The sequence below is a fragment of the Duncaniella muricolitica genome (assembly GCF_910574735.1).
GTDB classification, from domain to species: domain Bacteria; phylum Bacteroidota; class Bacteroidia; order Bacteroidales; family Muribaculaceae; genus Duncaniella; species Duncaniella muricolitica.
In genome coordinates, this window is record NZ_CAJTCF010000074.1 from 1 (window position 1) to 20,132 (window position 20,132).

General features: G+C 54.5%; 15 protein-coding genes and 1 pseudogene. 10 read left to right on the forward strand and 6 right to left on the reverse strand.

The window, feature by feature from the left end; genetic code table 11:
* From QGT73_RS13955 to miaA, 5 genes are all read left to right on the forward strand, one after another.
* The coding region (locus QGT73_RS13955; protein ID WP_280122835.1) for a hypothetical protein at nucleotides 1-218 on the forward strand (218 nt) is incomplete at its 5' end.
* Nucleotides 219-362: 144 nt separating this feature from the next.
* Complete coding sequence (locus QGT73_RS13960) at nucleotides 363-1,874, forward strand: coiled-coil domain-containing protein (RefSeq protein WP_280122836.1); 1,512 nt, start codon at nucleotides 363-365, stop codon at nucleotides 1,872-1,874.
* 62 nt (nucleotides 1,875-1,936) lie between these two features.
* Nucleotides 1,937-4,141 carry a S9 family peptidase gene (locus tag QGT73_RS13965; protein ID WP_280122837.1) on the forward strand — a complete coding sequence of 735 codons (2,205 nt, stop codon included), beginning with the start codon at nucleotides 1,937-1,939 and terminating at the stop codon, nucleotides 4,139-4,141.
* A 112-nt stretch (nucleotides 4,142-4,253) separates the two neighbouring features.
* A complete protein-coding gene (locus QGT73_RS13970; RefSeq protein ID WP_280122838.1) occupies nucleotides 4,254-5,582 on the forward strand; it encodes an ABC transporter permease in 1,329 nt (442 codons plus the stop codon).
* Nucleotides 5,579-6,523: a tRNA (adenosine(37)-N6)-dimethylallyltransferase MiaA gene (gene miaA / locus QGT73_RS13975; protein ID WP_280122839.1), complete on the forward strand. Its 945-nt coding sequence runs from the start codon at nucleotides 5,579-5,581 to the stop codon at nucleotides 6,521-6,523. Before QGT73_RS13970 ends, miaA begins: the two co-directional genes overlap by 4 nt.
* 125 nt (nucleotides 6,524-6,648) lie before the next feature.
* Here the strand turns inward: miaA and QGT73_RS13980 are convergent, their stop codons facing one another.
* Both QGT73_RS13980 and QGT73_RS13985 read right to left on the reverse strand, forming a co-directional pair.
* Entirely contained in the window at nucleotides 6,649-8,727 is a 2,079-nt protein-coding gene (locus QGT73_RS13980; protein WP_280122840.1) for a M3 family metallopeptidase, read from the reverse strand.
* A 64-nt stretch (nucleotides 8,728-8,791) separates the two neighbouring features.
* A complete protein-coding gene (locus QGT73_RS13985) occupies nucleotides 8,792-10,987 on the reverse strand; it encodes a tetratricopeptide repeat protein (RefSeq protein ID WP_280122841.1) in 2,196 nt (731 codons plus the stop codon).
* Between the two features lie 288 nt (nucleotides 10,988-11,275).
* Here QGT73_RS13985 and QGT73_RS13990 point away from each other — a divergent pair, with 288 nt between their 5' ends.
* From QGT73_RS13990 to QGT73_RS14005, 4 genes are all read left to right on the forward strand, one after another.
* Nucleotides 11,276-12,457 (forward strand): 1-deoxy-D-xylulose-5-phosphate reductoisomerase, encoded by a 1,182-nt coding sequence (locus QGT73_RS13990; protein ID WP_280122842.1) that lies wholly within the window; start codon nucleotides 11,276-11,278, stop codon nucleotides 12,455-12,457.
* A gap of 120 nt (nucleotides 12,458-12,577) precedes the next feature.
* Nucleotides 12,578-14,017, forward strand: coding sequence for an RIP metalloprotease RseP (gene rseP, locus QGT73_RS13995; RefSeq protein ID WP_280122843.1), 1,440 nt, complete (start codon nucleotides 12,578-12,580; stop codon nucleotides 14,015-14,017).
* A gap of 234 nt (nucleotides 14,018-14,251) precedes the next feature.
* Entirely contained in the window at nucleotides 14,252-15,430 is a 1,179-nt protein-coding gene (locus tag QGT73_RS14000) for a class I SAM-dependent rRNA methyltransferase (RefSeq protein ID WP_425278406.1), read from the forward strand.
* A gap of 48 nt (nucleotides 15,431-15,478) precedes the next feature.
* Entirely contained in the window at nucleotides 15,479-17,509 is a 2,031-nt protein-coding gene (locus QGT73_RS14005; RefSeq protein ID WP_425278407.1) for a dipeptidyl-peptidase 3 family protein, read from the forward strand.
* Between the two features lie 117 nt (nucleotides 17,510-17,626).
* Here the strand turns inward: QGT73_RS14005 and QGT73_RS14010 are convergent, their stop codons facing one another.
* Both QGT73_RS14010 and QGT73_RS14015 read right to left on the reverse strand, forming a co-directional pair.
* Nucleotides 17,627-17,989, reverse strand: coding sequence for a hypothetical protein (locus tag QGT73_RS14010; RefSeq protein WP_280122845.1), 363 nt, complete (start codon nucleotides 17,987-17,989; stop codon nucleotides 17,627-17,629).
* Between the two features lie 265 nt (nucleotides 17,990-18,254).
* Nucleotides 18,255-18,665: a cupin domain-containing protein gene (locus tag QGT73_RS14015; protein WP_280122846.1), complete on the reverse strand. Its 411-nt coding sequence runs from the start codon at nucleotides 18,663-18,665 to the stop codon at nucleotides 18,255-18,257.
* A gap of 147 nt (nucleotides 18,666-18,812) precedes the next feature.
* Here QGT73_RS14015 and QGT73_RS14020 point away from each other — a divergent pair, with 147 nt between their 5' ends.
* The gene (locus tag QGT73_RS14020) at nucleotides 18,813-19,196 is read left to right on the forward strand and encodes a winged helix-turn-helix transcriptional regulator (protein ID WP_280122847.1); all 384 of its coding nucleotides are present in this window, start codon (nucleotides 18,813-18,815) and stop codon (nucleotides 19,194-19,196) included.
* 16 nt (nucleotides 19,197-19,212) lie between these two features.
* On the opposite strand, the gene QGT73_RS14025 is transcribed toward QGT73_RS14020, so the two are convergent.
* Both QGT73_RS14025 and QGT73_RS14030 read right to left on the reverse strand, forming a co-directional pair.
* Complete coding sequence (locus QGT73_RS14025) at nucleotides 19,213-19,662, reverse strand: macro domain-containing protein (RefSeq protein ID WP_280122848.1); 450 nt, start codon at nucleotides 19,660-19,662, stop codon at nucleotides 19,213-19,215.
* An 8-nt stretch (nucleotides 19,663-19,670) separates the two neighbouring features.
* Nucleotides 19,671-20,006, reverse strand: a pseudogene (locus QGT73_RS14030) (KilA-N domain-containing protein); the annotation flags it as partial.
* Nucleotides 20,007-20,132: the final 126 nt, after the last annotated feature.

Here is a 20,132-nt window from a genome sequence, read left to right on the forward strand (position 1 = left end):
CCGCTTCGATACCACCGTCTCCAGTTGGAAAGGTTGGAATTTCCTCGCTTTTATCGTTATTTTCCTTAAAAAATTTCACAAATCAAATTAGTTTAAACAACTTCAGAGAGAGAGTAATAACAGGAGACAGCGGGATTGATTTTTTCATATATTCTCCGCAATCCATCACTCTCATACATTTTCTGAATAAAAAACTTATGTTTCTTATGTCCTTTTGAAACTTTTGTATCTCTCCCCTACCCTCATGCATGTTACATAATGGTTACAATATAATTTTTCAAGCCGAATACTCGAATTTATCCAAAAATTGCGTTAACTTTGCGAAATTAAGTAACTATACCTAAAAAAATACCATACCCGACATGTCATTCTGGAAAGGAGTTTTGAACGTCTTTGGGTTCGGAGGCGACAACGACGAGGATGAGGAGGAATATGACTCCTCGCTCCCGACATATGCAGCGCAACCGCGCTCTGTCACGACTACAGCCATAACCAAACCTGCCGCCACACCGGCATCGGCCACGCATACCCGTGAGACAGAGACTCCGGAGCCGGAAACCGAACCTCACGACAGCAGCGAAGACAACGCTCCCGCCACTCAACAAAATGTCGACAAGGCCGCCGAACCGACCGTGGCCGACCCCGACCTGCCTGGCGACCTGTTTGACGCACTTATCGAGCAGTTTAACGCCGCTCAACCCGACTTCATAAGCAAATGCCTGTCGACCGACGCCCAGCGCGCCTATCTGCTCAACTCTCTGTCTGACAGTCTTAAGCAACGTCTCAACAACACAGGCCTGAAGATAGCGTCAGCTAACAACCAAGCCGACGACTCGGCCGAACGCGAGCGTCTGCAGCGGCGCATCACCTCACTCGAAGCCGATGTCAAGGCCACCGACTCACTGCGACAGGAAAACCGCAAGCTCCAACTGAGCATCGAGCGTCAGAAACGCGCCCTGCTCGACCGCATCAACGACCTTGAGGCTCAGGTGGCGAAAAGCCATGCCGAAAAGGAAAAATTCTTCAGCGACAAGCGCAATCCGGCCGACGCCGCGCTGATCGACTCGACCAACGCCCGCGTCAAAGAGCTCGAACAGTCTCTCTCCGAGCGCGAATCAAAGATAAAGGAACTGACCGACTCTATCGAAAAACTCGGCACTGCCTCCGAGGAACTCTCCAAAACCCTGGCCGAACGCGACAAACAGATTGCCGACGAAGCCTCGCTGCGCGAACAGCTCGAGGTCAAAAACCGCATGAGCGACGAGATGCTCAACGACCTGCGCAACCAGGCCGCTTCGGCCCGAAACGAATATGAGGAAACCTGTCGCCAGCAGCAGCTCGCCCTCGAGCAGATACACGACCAGGTGGCCAGCTTCGAGCAGGTCAAAGCCCGTCTCGAGGCCCGCATTATCGAGCTGAAAGACGCTCTGAAGGATGCCAAGTGCAACGACCGTGAGGAGCAGATAGCCCGGCTCAACGAGGAAAACGCCTCGCTGCGCCACACCATCGAAAACAATCTCTACAACCAGGCCAACAGCGAAAACCGCCTGCGCAACGAAATCAAGCAGTTGCGCCGACAGCTCGAAGAGGCCGGCAAAGCTGCCGCCACCTCATCGCCTGCAGCCCCATACGGCAACACTGAAAACCGCCCCAAATCCATGTCGGCCGAGCCGTCGGCCGCGGCCTATCCCACCGAGACACCCCCCGAACGTCCGGCTCCACGCCGACGCGGACGCCCCAAGAAAGTAAAACTTGACGAAGACCTCGACAACACCGAATGGTTCTCGGGCCAGAAGGACACCCCCGACTTCGGCTACCACGAGCCCCCGCGCCGTCCCTCCAACGACAACGCCGCCCAGCTCTCGCTCTTCTGAGCCACCTCTGCCTCTGCACTATCCCCCCCTTCCACCACCGTCAATCAAGCATCACGATAATTATGAAGATATTAGCCTCAGCGATATTAATGGCCGCCACCGGCCTTCTCAGCCTCTCGGCCGCCCCCAAGCGCGCCAATGTCAGCGACTTTGCCGACATGGCTCCGTATGTATATCCCGGCAACACCGCCCGCTATGTGTCCAAGCCCTACTTCACACCCGACGGACAAAACTATCTCCGGCTATCTGACGACGGCAAGCGCGTAGTGAAACACGACATACGCAACGGGGCCGAGGTCGAGACTCTGATGGATGTAACCCACACCCGCCAGGCCAACATATCATCAATCCAGAACTTCACACTGAGCCCCGACGGCTCCAAACTGCTCATCGCCACCTCAGTCGAGCCCATCTATCGCCGCTCCACCCGCGCGGTCTACTATGTCTACGAACTGCGCACCCGCATACTCACCCCCCTCTCGGACGAACACCAGCCCCAGCGCGCGCCTCTCTTCTCGCCCGACGGACGTATGGTGGCATTTGTGGCCGGCGACAACAATATCTATCTCAAGAAGCTCGACTATGGCACCGAAGTAGCCGTCACAACCGACGGAGCCGTCAACGCTGTCATCAACGGCGTGCCCGACTGGGTCTACGAGGAAGAGTTCTCGACAGCCTCATCCATGGCATGGGCTCCCGACTGCTCTACGCTCTGCTATCTGAAATACAACGAAAGCGACGTGCCTACCTACTCCTTCCCCCTCTATGAAGGAGCCTGTGACCCTATGCGTCAGTATGCCCTCTATCCCGGCAGTTTCACCTACAAATATCCCGTGGCCGGAGAGCCCAACTCCAAAGTCTCGCTCCACAGCTACGACATCGACAACCGCAAGACCAAAGACCTCTCTCTCCCGGCCTCCGACATCGAATACATACCCCGCATCAGCTACACTCCACAGGCCGACAGCCGACTCATAGTCACCACTCTCGACCGCGCTCAGACACGCATGGAACTCCTGTCGGTCAATCCCAAATCGGGCGTGTGCAAATCGCTCCTCACCGAGCAGAGCGACGCATGGCTCAATCCCGACACATATGAGAACCTCAACTTCCTCCCCTCGGGCATGCTGCTCCTCTCGGCCCGCACAGGCTTCACCCACGCCTATCTCTACAGCTACGAGGGCCAACTGCTCAAGACCGTCACATCGGGCGACTATGACGTCAAGGACTTCTACGGCTGCGACGCCAAAGGCAACTATTACTTCCAGACCACAGCCACAGGCCCCATCAACCGCGTGGTGACACGCATCGACGCCAAAGGCGTGACCAAGCATCTCACCCCCGCCAACGGCAACGCCTCGGCATGGTTTGCCCCCTCGATGGACCACTATGCAGTCACCTACAGCAACGCCACCACACCCCCCTCGTGCACACTCTACACAGCTCCGGCCGACAAGAAAGTGCGCGTGCTCGAGGACAACGCCGGCCTTGCTCAGAAATATGCCTCGGCCCCCAAGCCCGAGTTTATCACAGTGACCACAGCCGAAGGCATCACCATGGACGCCTATATCATCAAGCCCGTCAATATGGACGCCTCGCGCCGCTATCCGCTCATCATCACCCAATACAGCGGCCCCGGCTCGCAGCAGGTGCTCGACCGCTGGAGCGTCGACTGGACACAGTATGCCGCCATGCACGGCTACGTGGTGATGTGTGTCGACCCCCGCGGCACAGGCGGCAAAGGACGCAAATGGGAGACAATCGTGTATAAAAACCTCGGCCATTACGAGACCATCGACATCCAGGGTGCTGCTCGCTGGGCTGCATCGCTCCCCTATATCGACGCCGACCGCATAGGACTCATAGGCTGGAGCTACGGAGGCTACCAGACTCTCATGACCGTCTCCACACCGACATCACCCTTCGCTTGCGCCGTAGCCATCGCCCCGGTAACCGACTGGCGTTACTACGACACCGTTTACTCCGAGCGTTACATGCTCACTCCGCAGGAAAATGAAAAAGGTTATCGTGAATCGTCGCCCATCAACCGTCTGAAAGACATGAACATACCGCTACTGCTCATGCACGGCACCGCCGATGACAACGTGCACCTCCTAAACACTATGCAGTATGTGTCCGTTATGCAATCATACGGCCGTTTCTGCGACATGTTTCTTTACCCCAATATGAACCACTCGATCAACGGTTGCGACACACGTCTGAACGTTTACTCCAAAATGCTCGACTACTTCAACAAAAATATGTAAATACAAACCTGCCATACAACAAAAGAAACACTTTTAACACCCTCTTAATCCCTCTCGGCCCCTCGACTATCCATCCGTCATCCCCACCTCACTTCAACTGAAGTATACACACATGTCCACAAAGAATCACACTCACGAAACCGCAATATTCGATCTGTGGCTCAACTGGGTCATCGCAGGAGGCGCACTAATCCTGCCCATACTGCTGAGCGTATACATCCGGCCGCTCCTTATCCCCCTCATATCGCTGGCCCTTGCCGGCGGTCTGCTTGCCTATGACCGTGCGTCGCTGCGTTCCCACACAGCCGTGTGTCCGCTCATACTCACCATCGCCACACGTTCGCTGTTTTACTCCGCCCTGATAATGATTGTAATCAGTCTCATCTATGCTCGCGGAGTCATCTGGTATCTGTATGACGACGAGACAATCAACACCGCCATACCCTTTGTGACACTGCTCATCGTGGCCCCGGTGTTATTTCTCACCACAGCATGGTCACACATCCGAGGCAAGCGTTACAGCGCGTGCCAGCGGTGTGTCAACAATCTCGGCTCCATCTCGGAACGAGGACTCCTCGGCAAGATATTCAGTCAGGAAAGCCGCTACCAGCGTTACTTCATGCTCGGCATCTCGGGTGTGCTCACCATAATAGCGTGGGGCTATTATACCTACTTCTACATCAATGTCAACATCAACATCCCCGACCGGTTCTTCTTCGGCTGGATACCCGTCATACTCTATCTGATTTCGGTGTTCTATCTCGGAGCCCGCTGCTTCACGCTCTGGGCCTACTATTGCCAGGACAACAATGCCAACGACATGAGTCAGGGTGCACTGACAAGCATAAGGATACTGCTCATCTCGGGCGACAAATTTTATCTCGCGCGCGAAGAGGAGTATAACGACACCCCCGACGGCTATCTCTACGACACCCCCGCCACAGTGACAATAGGATATCACAAAGAGGTTTCCATCGAAAAAGCCACCACATGTCTGCGCGACATCAGCCGCATGGACGACAAAGACTTCACGATGCGCTTCATGTATGAATCGCGCGAGGCTTCGGGCGAACGCAACACGTTTCATTACATCTGCTGCCCCGACTCCACGTCGACCATGGAGAAGTCGGCCCTGCGCGGTCGCTGGTACAATCTCTCACAGGTAGAGCGTCTGCTCCACAACCGTGAGCTCACCCCCATGCTCGCCTCGGAGATACACCGGCTCCACACCATCACAATGGCTTGGAAAACCTACGATGCCGAAGGCCGCCGTCTATATAAGGTGAAAAACTATCACCCCATATTCCGCCTCGACGGCATATGTGACTGGGACGTGGACTTCAATTCGCCCAAATGGCTCGACGTGGCGCGTCTCAACGAGGACAAACGATTCTTCCGCCTGCGCAAACTCTGGCGCAGCATCTATACCGTAAAATCATGAGCACGCAACACAAGCTCATAGTAATCACCGGACCGACCGCCTCGGGCAAGACACGCCGGGCCGTCGACCTGGCGCGCGCCATCGACGGCGAAATCATCAGTGCCGACTCGCGACAGATATACCGCGGCATGGATCTCGGCACAGGCAAAGACCTCGAGGAATATGGCGACGTGCCTGTCCATCTGATAGACATTTGTCCGGCCGGATATAAATACAATCTCTTTGAATATCTCCGCGACTACCGTGAAGCCTATGCCGACATCATCGCGCGCGGCAAGACTCCGATACTCTGCGGCGGCACCGGCCTATATGTGGAGAGCGTGCTCAAAGGGCTGTCGCTCCCCGAAGTGCCCGAAAACCCTTCGCTCAGGGCCTCGCTCCGAGGCAAATCGCTCGAAGAACTGACCGAGCTGCTCGCCTCGATGAAAACTCTCCACAACGTCACCGACGTCGACACATGCCAGCGGGCCATACGTGCCATCGAGATTCAGACATACTATCATCAGCATCCCGAAGCGGCCGCCTCGGCCGAGCCCCATCCCATAGCCGACGCTCTCGTGATAGGCGTTGACGTGGACCGTGACACACGCCGCCTCCGCATCAGCCAACGTCTTCGCGCACGCCTCGACGCCGGCATGCTCGACGAAGTGAGACGTCTGCTCGACTCGGGCATAGCACCCGACGACCTCATATATTACGGACTCGAATACAAATATCTCACTCTTCACCTCATAGGCCGCCTCACCTACGACGAAATGGTGTCGCAGCTCGAGATAGCCATCCACCAGTTTGCCAAGCGTCAGATGACATGGTTTCGCGGCATGGAGCGACGCCTTGCCGACGCCTACACCCGTGCCGGCCTCCCCTTCACCACCCCGATCATCACATGGCTCCCCTCGACCCTGTCTCCCGAAGAATTTACACGAAGTATTTTAACATGAGATGAGATACAAACGGACAAAAGTCTCAAAAGTCACAAAAGGGATTGAATAATCAACCAAGACTATTCAATCCCTTTTGTGACTTTTGAGACTTTTGTCCTTTTGTATCTCTTCAATATCGGTTATCAATCCTTCTTTCTGACATCCGAGATGGTTGTCTCCGGAGTGATGCCGTCGCGCTTGAGCAGTGCGTCGATAGTGGCGTCATGTCCGCGGAAGCGACGATAGAGCACGGCAGGGTCCTCGGTGCCGCCTCGGCTGAGTATATTGTCGCGGAACGAGTCGGCTGTCTCGCGGTCAAAGATGCCATGCTCCTTGAAATGAGCAAACGCATCAGCGTCGAGCACCTCGGCCCATTTGTAACCATAATATCCCGCAGCATATCCGCCGGCAAATATGTGGCTGAATGTCGGAGCGAACTGCAGACCCTCGATAGGCTCAAACATAGCCACCGACTCAATGGCGTCGTTCTCAAACTTGGCAGCGTCATCCACAGGCTCTGTGATAGTGTGCCACGCCATGTCGAGAAGTCCGAAGCTGAGCTGACGCAGACATGCATAGGCCGCACCAAACTGTGCGGAGGCTATGAGACGGTCCACAAGTTCGGCGGGGATTGAATCGCCTGTCTCGTAATGACGTGCGAAGCCGTCGAGAAACTCTTTCTCGGTCAGATAGTTTTCGTTAAACTGCGAGGGGAGTTCCACAAAGTCATGCAGCACGTTGGTGCCTGACAGAGAACCGTATTTTGCCTTGGTGAGCAGTCCGTGCAGACCGTGGCCAAACTCGTGGAGGAATGTCTCGACCTCATAGGGTGTGAGAAGCGATGGCTTGGTCTCGGTGGGCTTGGTGAAGTTCATGACTATCGTCACATGAGGACGCGAATCGGTGCCGTCGGCCTCCATGTGCTGACCTTTGAACTCGGTCATCCACGCGCCCGAACGCTTGCTGGCGCGGGGAAAGAAGTCGGTGTATATCACTCCGAGATAGCTTCCGTCCTTATCCTTGACATCAAAGGCTGTGACGTCGGGATGATACACGGGTATCTCACTGTTCTTCTCAAATGTCACACCATAGAGCTTGGTGGCAAGACCAAACACGCCGTCAATCACACTGTTGAGCTCGAAATAGGGACGCATCTCCTCCTCGTCGTAGGCATACTTGGCATTGCGCAGCTTGTTGGAATAATAGCTGTAATCCCAGGGCTTGATGTCGACGGGATGGCCCTCGAGCTTGGTGGCATAGGCCTTGAGCTCCTCAAACTCCTTTTTCTGCGCGGGGCGATAGGCGTCGCGCAGCGAGTTGAGCAGATTGTATACATTCTCGGGAGTCGCGGCCATGGTGTTGGCCAGCTTATACTGGGCATAATTCTTATAGCCGAGCAGCTTGGCGATGGCAAGACGTGTGGCGGCAATCTCTTTGAGCACAGGGATGTTGTTATACTCTCCCTTGGAGTTGCGGCCGCTGTAAAGCCTATACATCTTCTCTCGCAGGTCGCGGCGCGAGCCGTTTTTCATGAACGACATATACACCGGAGCATCGAGCGTGAAGAGATATTCTCCTTCGCGGCCCTCCTCCTTGGCTGCAAGCGCGGCGGCCTCGATGGAGCTTTCGGTGAGACCGTCGAGATCATCGGCCGTAAGCCATATCTTATAGGTGTTGAGTTCCTTGAGCACATTCTGGCCAAACATGGTGGTCAGCTCGCTCAGACGCGACGACAGTTTGCTATAAGTCTCGCGGTCGGCACCCTCGAGAAGCGCGCCGTTGCGGGTAAACGACTCATAGGTGCGCTTGAGCAGCATCTTGTCCTCGGCCGAGAGACGCGTGGTGTCAGCACTGTCATGCACGGCCTTGATGCGCTTCCACAACCCTTCGTTGAGCGAGATGGAGGTGGAGTAGTCCGACAGACGCGGAGTGAGTTTCACCGACAGTTCCATCACAGCGTCGTCGCTGAGAGCCGACTCGAGGGGATAAAACACATTGAGCACTCGGTCAAGTTCGCGTCCCGAATTTTCGAGGGCCACGATGGTGTTTTCAAACGTCGGAGCCTCCGGATTGGCCACGATGTCGTCAATGGCCTTGAGTCCGAGCCTGATGCCGCGGTCTACCGCCGGCTCATAGTGCGATATGTCTATACGGTCAAACGGTGCCGTGCCGTGAGGAGTGCCTTTGAACTCCTCGAAAAATGGATTCTGAGCTTGTGTCATAATGCTTGTTGCGACGGCTACAGCCGCCAGGATGTTTTTTTGCACTGTATTTTATTTTATGTGTTTAATTTGAACTTACCGCGATTGACTTGTCCATGACAATAGCCATCAGCCTCGGGTCGACATCGGCAAGAGCCGTCACCGTCAGGCGATCGTCATTAAGAGTGCGCATGAAGCGGTCAACATCACCATCCATGGCCTTGATGGCATCGACATAATGGTCGACAGCCTCGCCGGGATGGCCGGTGAGCAGACTCAGGTGTCCGGCGTTGATATAGTCGCCGGGACGTGGCGAGGCTCCGGCGAGAAGCGTGGCCGTGTATTTGACACAGCGGTCATAGTCGCCACCGAGGAGCGTACACCAGGCCAGCGCGCGGGTGGCCTTCTCCGTGCCCGAACCGAGAAACTCGGCCTTGAACAGATATTGCAACGCTTCGTCATAACGGCGCAACTTTACGAGCGACAGGCCTGTGTTGAGTGCGAGATTCACATCGTCGGGACGTTCCTCGGCCAGACGGCGGTAACACTCCAGGGCCTTGTCCCACTGCCCGAGCGTGCGGTAACACCAGGCCAGACGTCTCACCGTCCAGTTGCTCGACGAGTCGAGCATGTCGGCCTGCTCGTAATGACGCAGAGCGGCCGACGGACGTCCGAGCTGCTGCTCGCAGTAGCCCATCTTCTGACAGATGGCGGCCGACGGGGCCGACATCGAGTCGAGACGGCCGAACACGTCGAGCGCGTCGGCATAATAACCACGCTTGAAATAAAATTCAGCTATGACCATGAGCGTGTCGGCGTCGTCAAACTCATCAGCCAGCGCGGGTATAGCGGGTATGTTGAGTCCGATGGCAAAGGGGTCGGAAAACTCGCCCTTGCGCCTGAACAGTTTGAAAAACCTGTATAGGTTGCGCACATAGTTGGTGGCCAGTTCCTCACGGCCGCCGCGCTTGCCCCCCATTCCGGCCATACGCACCGTATCGAGCTGCTCGCTCTGCATGCGCAGTTGCGAGAGCATCATGTCGCGCTGAGCCGGCGGTATCTGGCCGAGCGACAGAGCTATGGAATATTTGTCATTGTCGCAAAACATCGGTATGTTACCCATCACTTCGACCAGCGCGTCGATTTCGGGCACATCGCCCGACGCTATCTGTGGATGATTGGTGCGGAAGGGCATGAACCAATTGGAGATGTCGTTGAAGAAAGCAAAGGTCTTCAACCGCCCGAAAGTGGCCATCATCACATCACCGCCATCCTCCTGAAGCTCCTGCAACTCCTTGAGACGGTCGGCCACACCCGACTTTTCGAGCATCTCGGCCCATTCGGGATTCTCCTCCATGGCCTCCGGGTCGAGCGGATGGTCCTTGAGCTTCTCTATCTCCGGACGGAGCTTCATCATCTCGGGGATGACCTCTTCGTTAAACTTGCGCGTGATGCGCTCGGTGTCGCGCGAACGCACAAACTGCATCGTGGCCATGCGCACGTCGCGAGTCCATCCCGGCATATCCTTGAGAGCGGCCAGGCGATTGCGCAGACGCTGCGACATGTGGCGCGTACGATAGAGCCACATCCCCACGAGCATCCCGCAGAGAGCCCTCACCGACACCTCATCGTCGGCCGACGCATAGGCATCCATCAGAAACAGCATCCTGCGCTCGTCATACTGCTCCATCAGCCCCATAAACACCGCGCTGACCATCAGCGACTTGAAATACGACGGGAGCGACATGTCGTCCATAGCCCCGCGCAGCGACACCTCGTCGGGTCCGGCGAGAGATCCGATGGTCCACACGCGGTTGAATATGCGGCGTTCCAACTGCTCGGCCTTCGCGGCAAACTCCCGCGAAGCCTTGGCCGGATTTTCGGTAAGAGCCGCCAGCGACAGTTTCTGATTAGTCTTGGCATAATCGTCAAGCAACGTGACCAGCATATCGGCCGGCGCGGTCTGCTCATAGCGCAAAGTATTGAAATAGAGCGTCGGAGCATCCTTCATACGCAGAGTGCGATGCATTGAGTCGGCAAGCGAGCGTATACCCTCTGTCACACCGGCATGCGCCTCGGCCAACCCCGGATCGGGAAGCCCCTGAAGTGCGTAGGCCGACATGTAGCCGTAGCCCTGACGCAGCCCTTCAAGCTCGCCCGAATAACGGCCCAGCTCGGGATAAGCGGCCACAGCATTGTCAAGCTCGCCGAGAGCCGCGCTCACGCGCCCCTGGGCAAGATAACGGTCTATATTGTCAAAAAGATTGATATTGTCAGTCATTTAATTTAAAGTGTTCAGATGCAAATATACAACAAACAAAGCAAACATCGTGCCAAAGCCCGACATTTCTTATCTTAAGAAACAAAAAATCGAGAAGATTTGTTATGTTACGACATTTCATCCGGAAGTAAAGCCTTCGTCCAATATATATAAACAAAGTTAATGTCATGGCTATGTGAGGGAAAATGCGTATTTTTGCACATAAAAACCAATCCTTAACATTCAAAAAGCGCGGAGAATCCGGCTCGTAACCACACTCTCCAAGCCTTTTAAACCCAAACAATAACTATGCCTCACAACATAGCTGTGCTCGGCTCAACAGGCTCGATAGGCACCCAGACACTCGATATTATCTCACAGTTTCCCGACCGTTTCCGTGCCGTGGTGCTCGCTGCCGGACGCAACGTGGAGCTGCTCATCGAGCAGGCCATGCGCCACCGTCCGGCCCTTGCCGTGATTGCCGACGAAAGCAAATATTCCCTTCTCAAAGAGGCCCTTGAGCCGCTGGGCATCGAGACTGCCGCCGGCGAGATGGCTATGGCCGACGCAATGGAGCGACCCGACTTCGACACCGTGGTCACAGCCACTGTAGGCTACAGCGGTCTGCTCCCGACCATACGTGCCATACGCGCCGGCAAGCAGATAGCCCTGGCCAACAAGGAGACTCTCGTGGTGGCCGGCGAACTGGTCACACGTCTGCTGCGCGAGTCATCATCGACAGTCATCCCCGTCGACTCCGAACACTCGGCCATATACCAGTGTCTGAAAGGCGAGGACCCTGCAACTGTCAAGAAACTCATCATCACCGCCTCGGGCGGCCCCTTCCGCACATGGACTCATGAGGAGACAGCCAAAGTCACTGCACGCCAGGCCCTGAAGCATCCGCGCTGGCAGATGGGAGCCAAAATCACCATTGACTCGGCAACCATGCTCAACAAGGCTTTTGAAATCATCGAGGCCCGATGGCTCTTTGACGTAGCTCCCGAAAAAATCGAGGCCGTAGTGCATCCCCAGTCCATCATTCACTCTATGGTGGAATATGTCGACGGAGCCGTCAAGGCCCAACTCGGCATCCCCGACATGCACCTGCCCATACGCTATGCCCTCGGTGACGCCTCCCGTCTGCCCAGCGGCGAGCGTCCGCTGAGTCTGAGCGACTATGCTCAACTCACCTTCGAGACCCCCGATCCGGTGAAATTTCCATGTCTCACGCTCGCCCCGCGAGCTCTCACCGAGGGGGGCAACACGGCATGTATCATCAACGCGGCCAACGAAGTGGCAGTCGCAGCATTCCTGCGCGACGAAATCTCGTTTCACGGCATCTACGACACCATCACCGATGCTTTGTGCGACATTCCCTTCATCGCCTCACCCTCGCTTGACGACTATGTGGCCACCCACCACGCCACCATCGACTATGCCCGCCGCAAATGCCACAGGCACGTTAAGAGTTTAGAGCTGAAAGTTTAAAGTTTAGAGTTAATACATCCCACTTATAACCTCATAACCCCATAACCTTATAACCTTTGCTCAAAGAGCAAGTAATAACCTTATAACCTCATAACCTTTGCCCGAAGGGCAAGTAAAAACATGGAATCATTTATCATAAAAGCTCTCCAGTTTATAATCGCCCTGGCCTTTCTCGTCATCATACACGAGTTTGGCCACTACATCTTCGCCCGCATCTTCGGAATCAAGGTCGACAAGTTTTACATGTTCTTCAACCCGAAGTTCAGTCTGCTGCGTTACGACCCGCGCACCAACCGCGTAGGTCTCTTCGTCAGACAAGGCGACGAAGAGAAACACACCCCCGACCATGCCGCGCTGTCATTCTCGGTAGGCCGGCCCCACCCCGCCGATCCGGCCTGCGACAAGACCTCATGGCGCGACACCATCTACGGCATCGGATGGGTGCCGCTGGGAGGCTACTGCGCCATCAACGGCATGATTGACGAGACCAACACACAGCTCAGCGACGAAGCCAAGTCATGGGAGTTCCGCACCAAACCGGCTTGGCAGCGATTGCTCGTGATGTTTGGCGGAGTACTGTTTAACTTCATCCTCGCCATACTCATCTATGCAGGCATCGCCGCCCATTGGGGAGCCAAATACATCCCCTTTGACGTAGCCACCGAAGGTTTTGACTTCGTGCCCGCAGCCCAGAAGGTAGGCTTCCGCAACGGAGACATACCTCTCATGGCCGACGGCGTAAAACTCGACGCTGCCGACGGCGACTACATGATGCGCATGGTCGAGGCCAAAGTCGTAACCATGCTCCGCAACGGCAAGGATACCGTAGACATAGCCATCCCCTCCGACTTCATATTCCGTATCAACGACGAAAAAGGCTTCATGGCCTATCGACTGCCGGTCTATATCGACCGTCTCGTCCCGGGCGAAGCCGCCGCCAAAGCCGGCATGCAGGAGGGCGACCACATCATAGCTGTCGACACTGTGGCCACACCCACATTCACCGAACTCACCCCCGCCCTCGAAGCCTATGCCGGCAAGGAGGTCAATGTCACCATCGAGCGTGACGGCAGGAAAATCACCCTGCCCGTGACACCCAACGAGTATGGCAAACTCGGCCTCCAGTTGCGCCCCATCACGGCCGTCTATCCTCCTGTGACCATCGACTACGGCTTCTTCGAGTCGTTCCCCAAAGGCTGGGAGATAGGCACATCCACGCTTACCAACTATGTAAGGTCGATGAAACACGTCTTCTCCTCGGAAGGCGCACAGAGTCTCGGCGGCTTCGGCACGATAGGCAACATGTTTCCCGAGCGTTGGAACTGGCTGTCTTTCTGGGAAATCACCGCATTTCTCTCGGTAGCCCTTGCTTTCATGAACATCATCCCCATTCCCGGCCTTGACGGCGGACACATCATGTTTCTGCTCTGGGAGGTGGTGACCCGCCGCAAAGTGCCCGAAAACGTGCTCATCGCAGCCCAATACGTAGGCATGGGCTTCCTGCTCCTGCTCCTGCTCTACGCCAACGGCAACGACATATTCCGCGCATTCTTCAAGTAATATACTTGCTCAAAGAGCAAAGGTTATAAGGTTATGAGGTTATAAGGTTAACCTTCTCAACTGAATAACTCCTATAACCATCACCCGACGAGCATTATTAACCCCATAGTCCGAAGGACTTATTAACCTTATAACCCCATAACCTTTGCCCGAAGGGCAAAACTAACCTTATAACCTTATAACCTTTGCCCGAAGGGCAAGTAATAAAGGGCAAGTAATAAAGGGCAAGTAATAATGATTACTATAACACTCAAACGCGGCAAGGAGGAATCACTCCTGCGCTTTCATCCCTGGGTATTCTCAGGAGCCATCGCCAACCTTCCACAAGAGATTGAGGAAGGCGACACCGTGCGTGTCGTAGCTTCCGACGGACGTGTGCTCGGAGTGGGCCACTATGAGATAGGCTCGATAGCCGTACGCATGCTCTCGTCCGACGACATAGAGATTTCCGACGACTTCTATCGCGAACGCCTCGCTCAGGCCTGGGCCCTGCGCGAACGCCTCGGACTGATACGTCCCGACAACACCACATTTCGCCTCGTGCATGGCGAAGGCGACTTCCTGCCCGGCTGCGTGGTCGACGTCTACGGCAATACAGCCGTACTCCAGGCCCATTCGCCCGGCATGCACTATGCCCGCCACACCATTGCCAAAGCCCTCACCGAGCTTGACGGAGCAGGCATACGCAACGTCTATTACAAGTCGGAGACCACCCTCCCCTACAAGGCCCGTCTCGACCCCGTCAACGACTATATCATCGGAGGCTTCGAGACTAACATAGCCATAGAGAACGGACTGAAATTCAACATCGACTGGCTCAAAGGCCAGAAGACAGGCTTCTTTGTCGACCAGCGCGACAACCGCGCCCTGCTGCAACATTACAGCGCGGGAGCGAGAGTGCTCAACATGTTCTGTTACACGGGCGGTTTTTCAGTCTACTCCATGCGCGGAGGAGCCACTCTGGTCCACTCGGTCGACTCCTCGGCCAAGGCCGTGGCCCTCACCGACGCCAACATCGAGCTTAACTTCCCCGGCGACACCCGCCACAAATCCTACGCACAGGACGCCTTCAAATATCTCGCCGACATGCCCGACGGAGCCTATGACCTCATCATCCTCGACCCGCCGGCCTTTGCCAAACACCGCAGCGCGATCAAAAACGCCATGGTGGGCTACCGTCGCATCAATGCCGCAGCCTTCCGCAAGATAGCACCAGGCGGCATACTCTTCACATTCTCGTGCTCACAGGCCATTTCGCGCGAACAGTTCCGCCTGGCCGTCTTCACTGCGGCCGCACAGTCGGGACGCAAGGTGCGCATACTCCATCAGCTCACACAGCCGGCCGACCATCCCGTCAACATCTATCACCCCGAAGGCGAATACCTCAAAGGCCTCGTCCTCGCGGTCGAATAACATCACTGACATACCTGAAATCCATACCTTTTAAAACCATTCTCCATAATGCTGTCTAAAAAACTAATCATTCCAGCCATGGCCTCATTAGCCATCATGTCATCCTGCTCGCAGGGCAACAACAAGCCCACGCCGGCCGACTTTGATTACACCGCCGACCGCTTCGCCGACATCGAGGTGCTCCGCTATCAGGTGCCCGGGTTTGAGGAACTCACCCCTCAGCAGCGCATCTTCATCTACTATCTCACCGAGGCTGCAATCGCCGGCCGCGACATGCTGTGGGATCAGAACGGTAAATACAACCTCGCCATCCGCGACCTCATCGAAGGGGTCTACACCAACTACAAGGGCGACCGTAACGACTCCGACTTCAAGGCCCTCGAGACTTATCTCAAGCAGATAGAGTTTGCCAACGGCATACACCACCACTACTCGATGGACAAGTTCAAGCCCGGCTTCTCGCAGGAATGGCTCGCCTCACAGGCCGCCGCCCTCCCCGAAGGCACCGTCACCGACATCGAGTTGCTCATGCCCGTAATCTTCGACCCCACGGTGATGCCCAAGCGTGTCAACCAGGCCGAAGGACAGGACCTCATACTCACCTCGGCCAACAATCTCTATGACGGTGTAAACCAGGCCGAAGTCGAGGCCTATTACAACGCTCTCAAGGACACCACCGACCTCACCCCCGTGTCGTGGGGACTGAACGCCCGCGTGGTCAAAGAAAACGGCAAGGTAGCCGAACAGATATATAAGGTGGGCGGACTCTACTCGCCCGCTCTCGAGCGCATCGTCGAAAATCTCGAGAAGGCTCTCCCCTATGCCGAAAACGACGCTCAGAAGGATATCGTGACCAAACTCATCACCTACTTCCGCTCGGGCGACCTCAAGGACTTCGACACCTACTCCATCGCATGGGCCGAGGACACCAAGAGCCGCATCGACTTTATCAACGGTTTCATCGAGGACTACGGCGACCCCCTCGGCATGACCGGAGCCTATGAGTCGATCGTCAACTTCAAAAACAACGAGGCCAGCCACCGCACCGAGATCATAGCCGACAACGCCGCATGGTTTGAGGGCAACTCGCCCGTCGACCCCCGTTTCCGCAAGGACGAGGTAAAGGGTGTGAGTGCCAAAGTAATCACCGCCGCCATCCTGGCCGGTGACGCATATCCCGCCACCCCCATCGGCATCAATCTCCCCAACTCCAACTGGATACGCGCCGCCCACGGCTCTAAGTCCGTTACGCTCGAAAACATTACCGAAGCCTACGACCAGGCTTCGCACGGCAACGGATTCAACGAAGAGTTTGTCATCGATCAGGAGACCGCTGACCTCATGGACAAATATCTCTTCATCACCGACAACCTCCACACCGACCTGCACGAATGTCTCGGCCACGCATCGGGCCGTCTGCTCCCCGGTGTTGACCCGGGCGCGCTCAAAGCCCACGGCTCCACTCTCGAGGAAGCCCGCGCCGACCTCTTCGCGCTCTATTATCTGGCCGATCCCAAACTCATCGAGCTCGGTCTGCTCGACAATCCCGAAGCCTACAAGGCCGAATATTACAAGTATATCCTCAACGGTCTCATGACCCAGCTCACCCGAGTTGAGCCCGGCAAGGACATCGAGGAGGCCCATATGCGCAACCGTCAGCTCATCTCCAAGTGGGTGTTTGAGAAAGGTCAGCCCGACAACGTAATCGAACTCGTGAAGCGCGACGGCAAGACCTATATCAAAATCAACGACTACACCAAGATGCGCGAACTCATCGGTCAGCTCCTTGCCGAAGTGCAGCGCATCAAGAGCGAGGGCGACTATGCCGCCGGAGCCAAACTCGTCGAGACATATGCCGTAAAGGTCGACCCCGAGCTTCACAAAGAAGTGCTTGACCGCTACGCCAAGCTCGACATAGCTCCCTATCGCGGATTTGTCAACCCCGTCTACACCCCCGTGACCGACAAGGACGGCAACATCACCGACGTGACCATCACCTATGGCGAGGACTATCTGCCCCAGGTGCTCCGCTACTCGCGTGACTACCGCACCCTCCCCGCCTACGCAACCGGCAAATAAATTCGTCTCTGCTTAATAAAAAATAAGTTGTGCCGCTGTCATAGCGACACAACTTATTTTTTTATATCCATTGATTAAGAGAATTTTAATTGTCTCCAAAAGATTCCGTCAATGCTCTCACATCATCTTTATTGACGGGTTGCAGGCCAGAAGAGCATGCATCAGCCCTTCGGAATCAATGGGGTGAAACAATACAGGACAGACGCTTTTGTACCATCGCCGGTTGAAACTGACAAGCACGCCTGTGTCCGGAACAATGTCACCGCCACGGCCAAAGGATATAGGATAAGTGAAATAACGCGGCAGAGACGAGTGGCGATTGTCATCATCAATCATTCTTACCCATTCAATTTCAGCTATCGGATATCTCACTGTCCTGCGGCCATAATAACGGGCCTCGAGATACCCGTCGGAGGTCACTACATAACGGCTCTTGCTCACAGACTGCATGAAAAGCCATACGAGAACAGTCAGTAACACAATAAACCCTCCACCCAAACAATATAATACCCACAAGTGTGTCTTGAATGCCTCCCATAATATTACAGCGGGGTAGAATCCACCAAAACCTAACACAAAATAGATTCGCGACTTGGTGTCGCTCCATCGGCATAGGAATATATTGTCAGTTCTTTGGCTGCTGCTCATATCTGATGTGGGATTATACGATTGATCGAAACAGACGCAAATGTACAAAAAATGCCCCGTAACACAAGTGTCCGGGGCATAAAACGTTATTCATTCGTCACAGCAATGATGCGCGCTCTGTGATTTCGGCATCGGTCATAGTGTAACCCTCAAGACTGCCCTCCTTGGCCTGGATACATATATATGTAAGAGGCTCCTGCGAAGTGCAGCAAAGATTGCGGTCGCAGTTGGTGGCAACACGTATCACGGAACCTTCTGCGATGTCAAACACCGCATCGTCCACCTGAAAGCGTCCCTCGCCCGAAAGGATTATATAATTCTCCTCGTTTGCCTTATGGCTGTGAAAGAACGGCACCGCAACCCCGGTCGGAAGCGAGCCAAACGAAATCTCACACGATGTGGCACCCGATGCATCCTTTACAAACTGCTTGCCTTCAAAACCCTTCAATTTACCAGCCGACACGTGGCTATACTTAGCCCCGCTGTCAAGAATCTTTACTTCGCTCATGATTACTTGTGTATTTTAATAATGATTATTAACTTTGCTATCGAAAGCCGCTTTCGTTTCGATAGTGCAAAGTTAGCGGTTAAATCTTTATAATGCAAGAGGTTACCAAAACGTAACACAGTTACCCTCAGGTAAGTAATTTTGAATATGAACGCATTACCCCTACAAGAAAATCTAAAAAAATACACACGCATCGACACCTGCCCCGTGCGCAACGTCCTCTCACGCTTCACCGGCAAATGGTCGATGCTCATACTGTGTGTGCTCTCCGAAAACCAAGCCACACGCTTCAACGCCATCGGCCGTGCCATCCCCGACATCTCACCCAAAGTGCTCACCGAGACCCTTAAAAATCTCGAAGCCTCGGGCCTCGTCTCGCGCCACATCCACGCCGAAATACCACCCAGAGTCGAATACTCCCTCACCCCCCTCGCCCACACCCTCATGCCCCATCTCACCGCCCTCATCTCATGGGCCATGGAGCACTACACCCCCCAAGATCACCAAGGAGGATTTCTTCATGATGATTAGAGAGACAAATATTAAATCAGCCGTAAGCCTCGACTACATATAATTCAATATTAGGATAGTTCGCAGAGACCCTATTCAGAATTTCTTTCACATCATTCCAATTCAGCCCACCTAATCCGGCACCTATTGCTGGAAGGGCTATTTTGGTTACGTTGTCCGAAGCCGCTAACTCAAGCATTCGCTCAACCGAATTTTCAATATACTCCAACAGAGCCTTTGTTTTCCAAGACACTTGTGTGCCAAGATTATATATGTGCCCGTTGCCATAATTGTAATCAAAGACATCACCGGGATTGAACAAACCGGTCTTGCACATGACACGATATTCGGAATACATCTTAGGATATTTATTTTTGAACTGTAAAGCAATTCCTTTTCCCATTACTCCGGCACAATTACAACCATGTGCATAGTTGTTTACGCCAACAATATTGAATATGTCACCTCTTTCAATAAATTGAATCATATCATATATTATTTCAATAATTTTCTATCATTGTCACCACTTTCCAGTACGCTCATCTGATGAATGGCTATCTGGTTCAGCTTTACAAGTCGCTCGCTCTGCGTCATGCCCTGCTCAATGAAAACCGCATTGAGGTTTTCCATACTAGACAGGCAGATAAGTTCATTGATTGTAGCGTAGTCACGTATGTTCCCTTTGAGATCGGGATTGGTTTCGCGCCATTGCTTTGCCGTTACACCAAACATCGCTACATTCAGCACATCGGCTTCGTTGGCGTAAATTATACTCGCTTGTGCTGGAGTAACCTCCGCTGGGATAAGGTTCTGCTTTATCGCGTCGGTGTGGTAACTATTCAGCGGACACGCTAAGGCGATAATGTGGAATAGACATCACCATTATAAGTAAATTCAACCTGCTGATTTTATAGTAATTAGCTGCAATTTTATTTGGTAAAGTCAAATAAGTTTTGT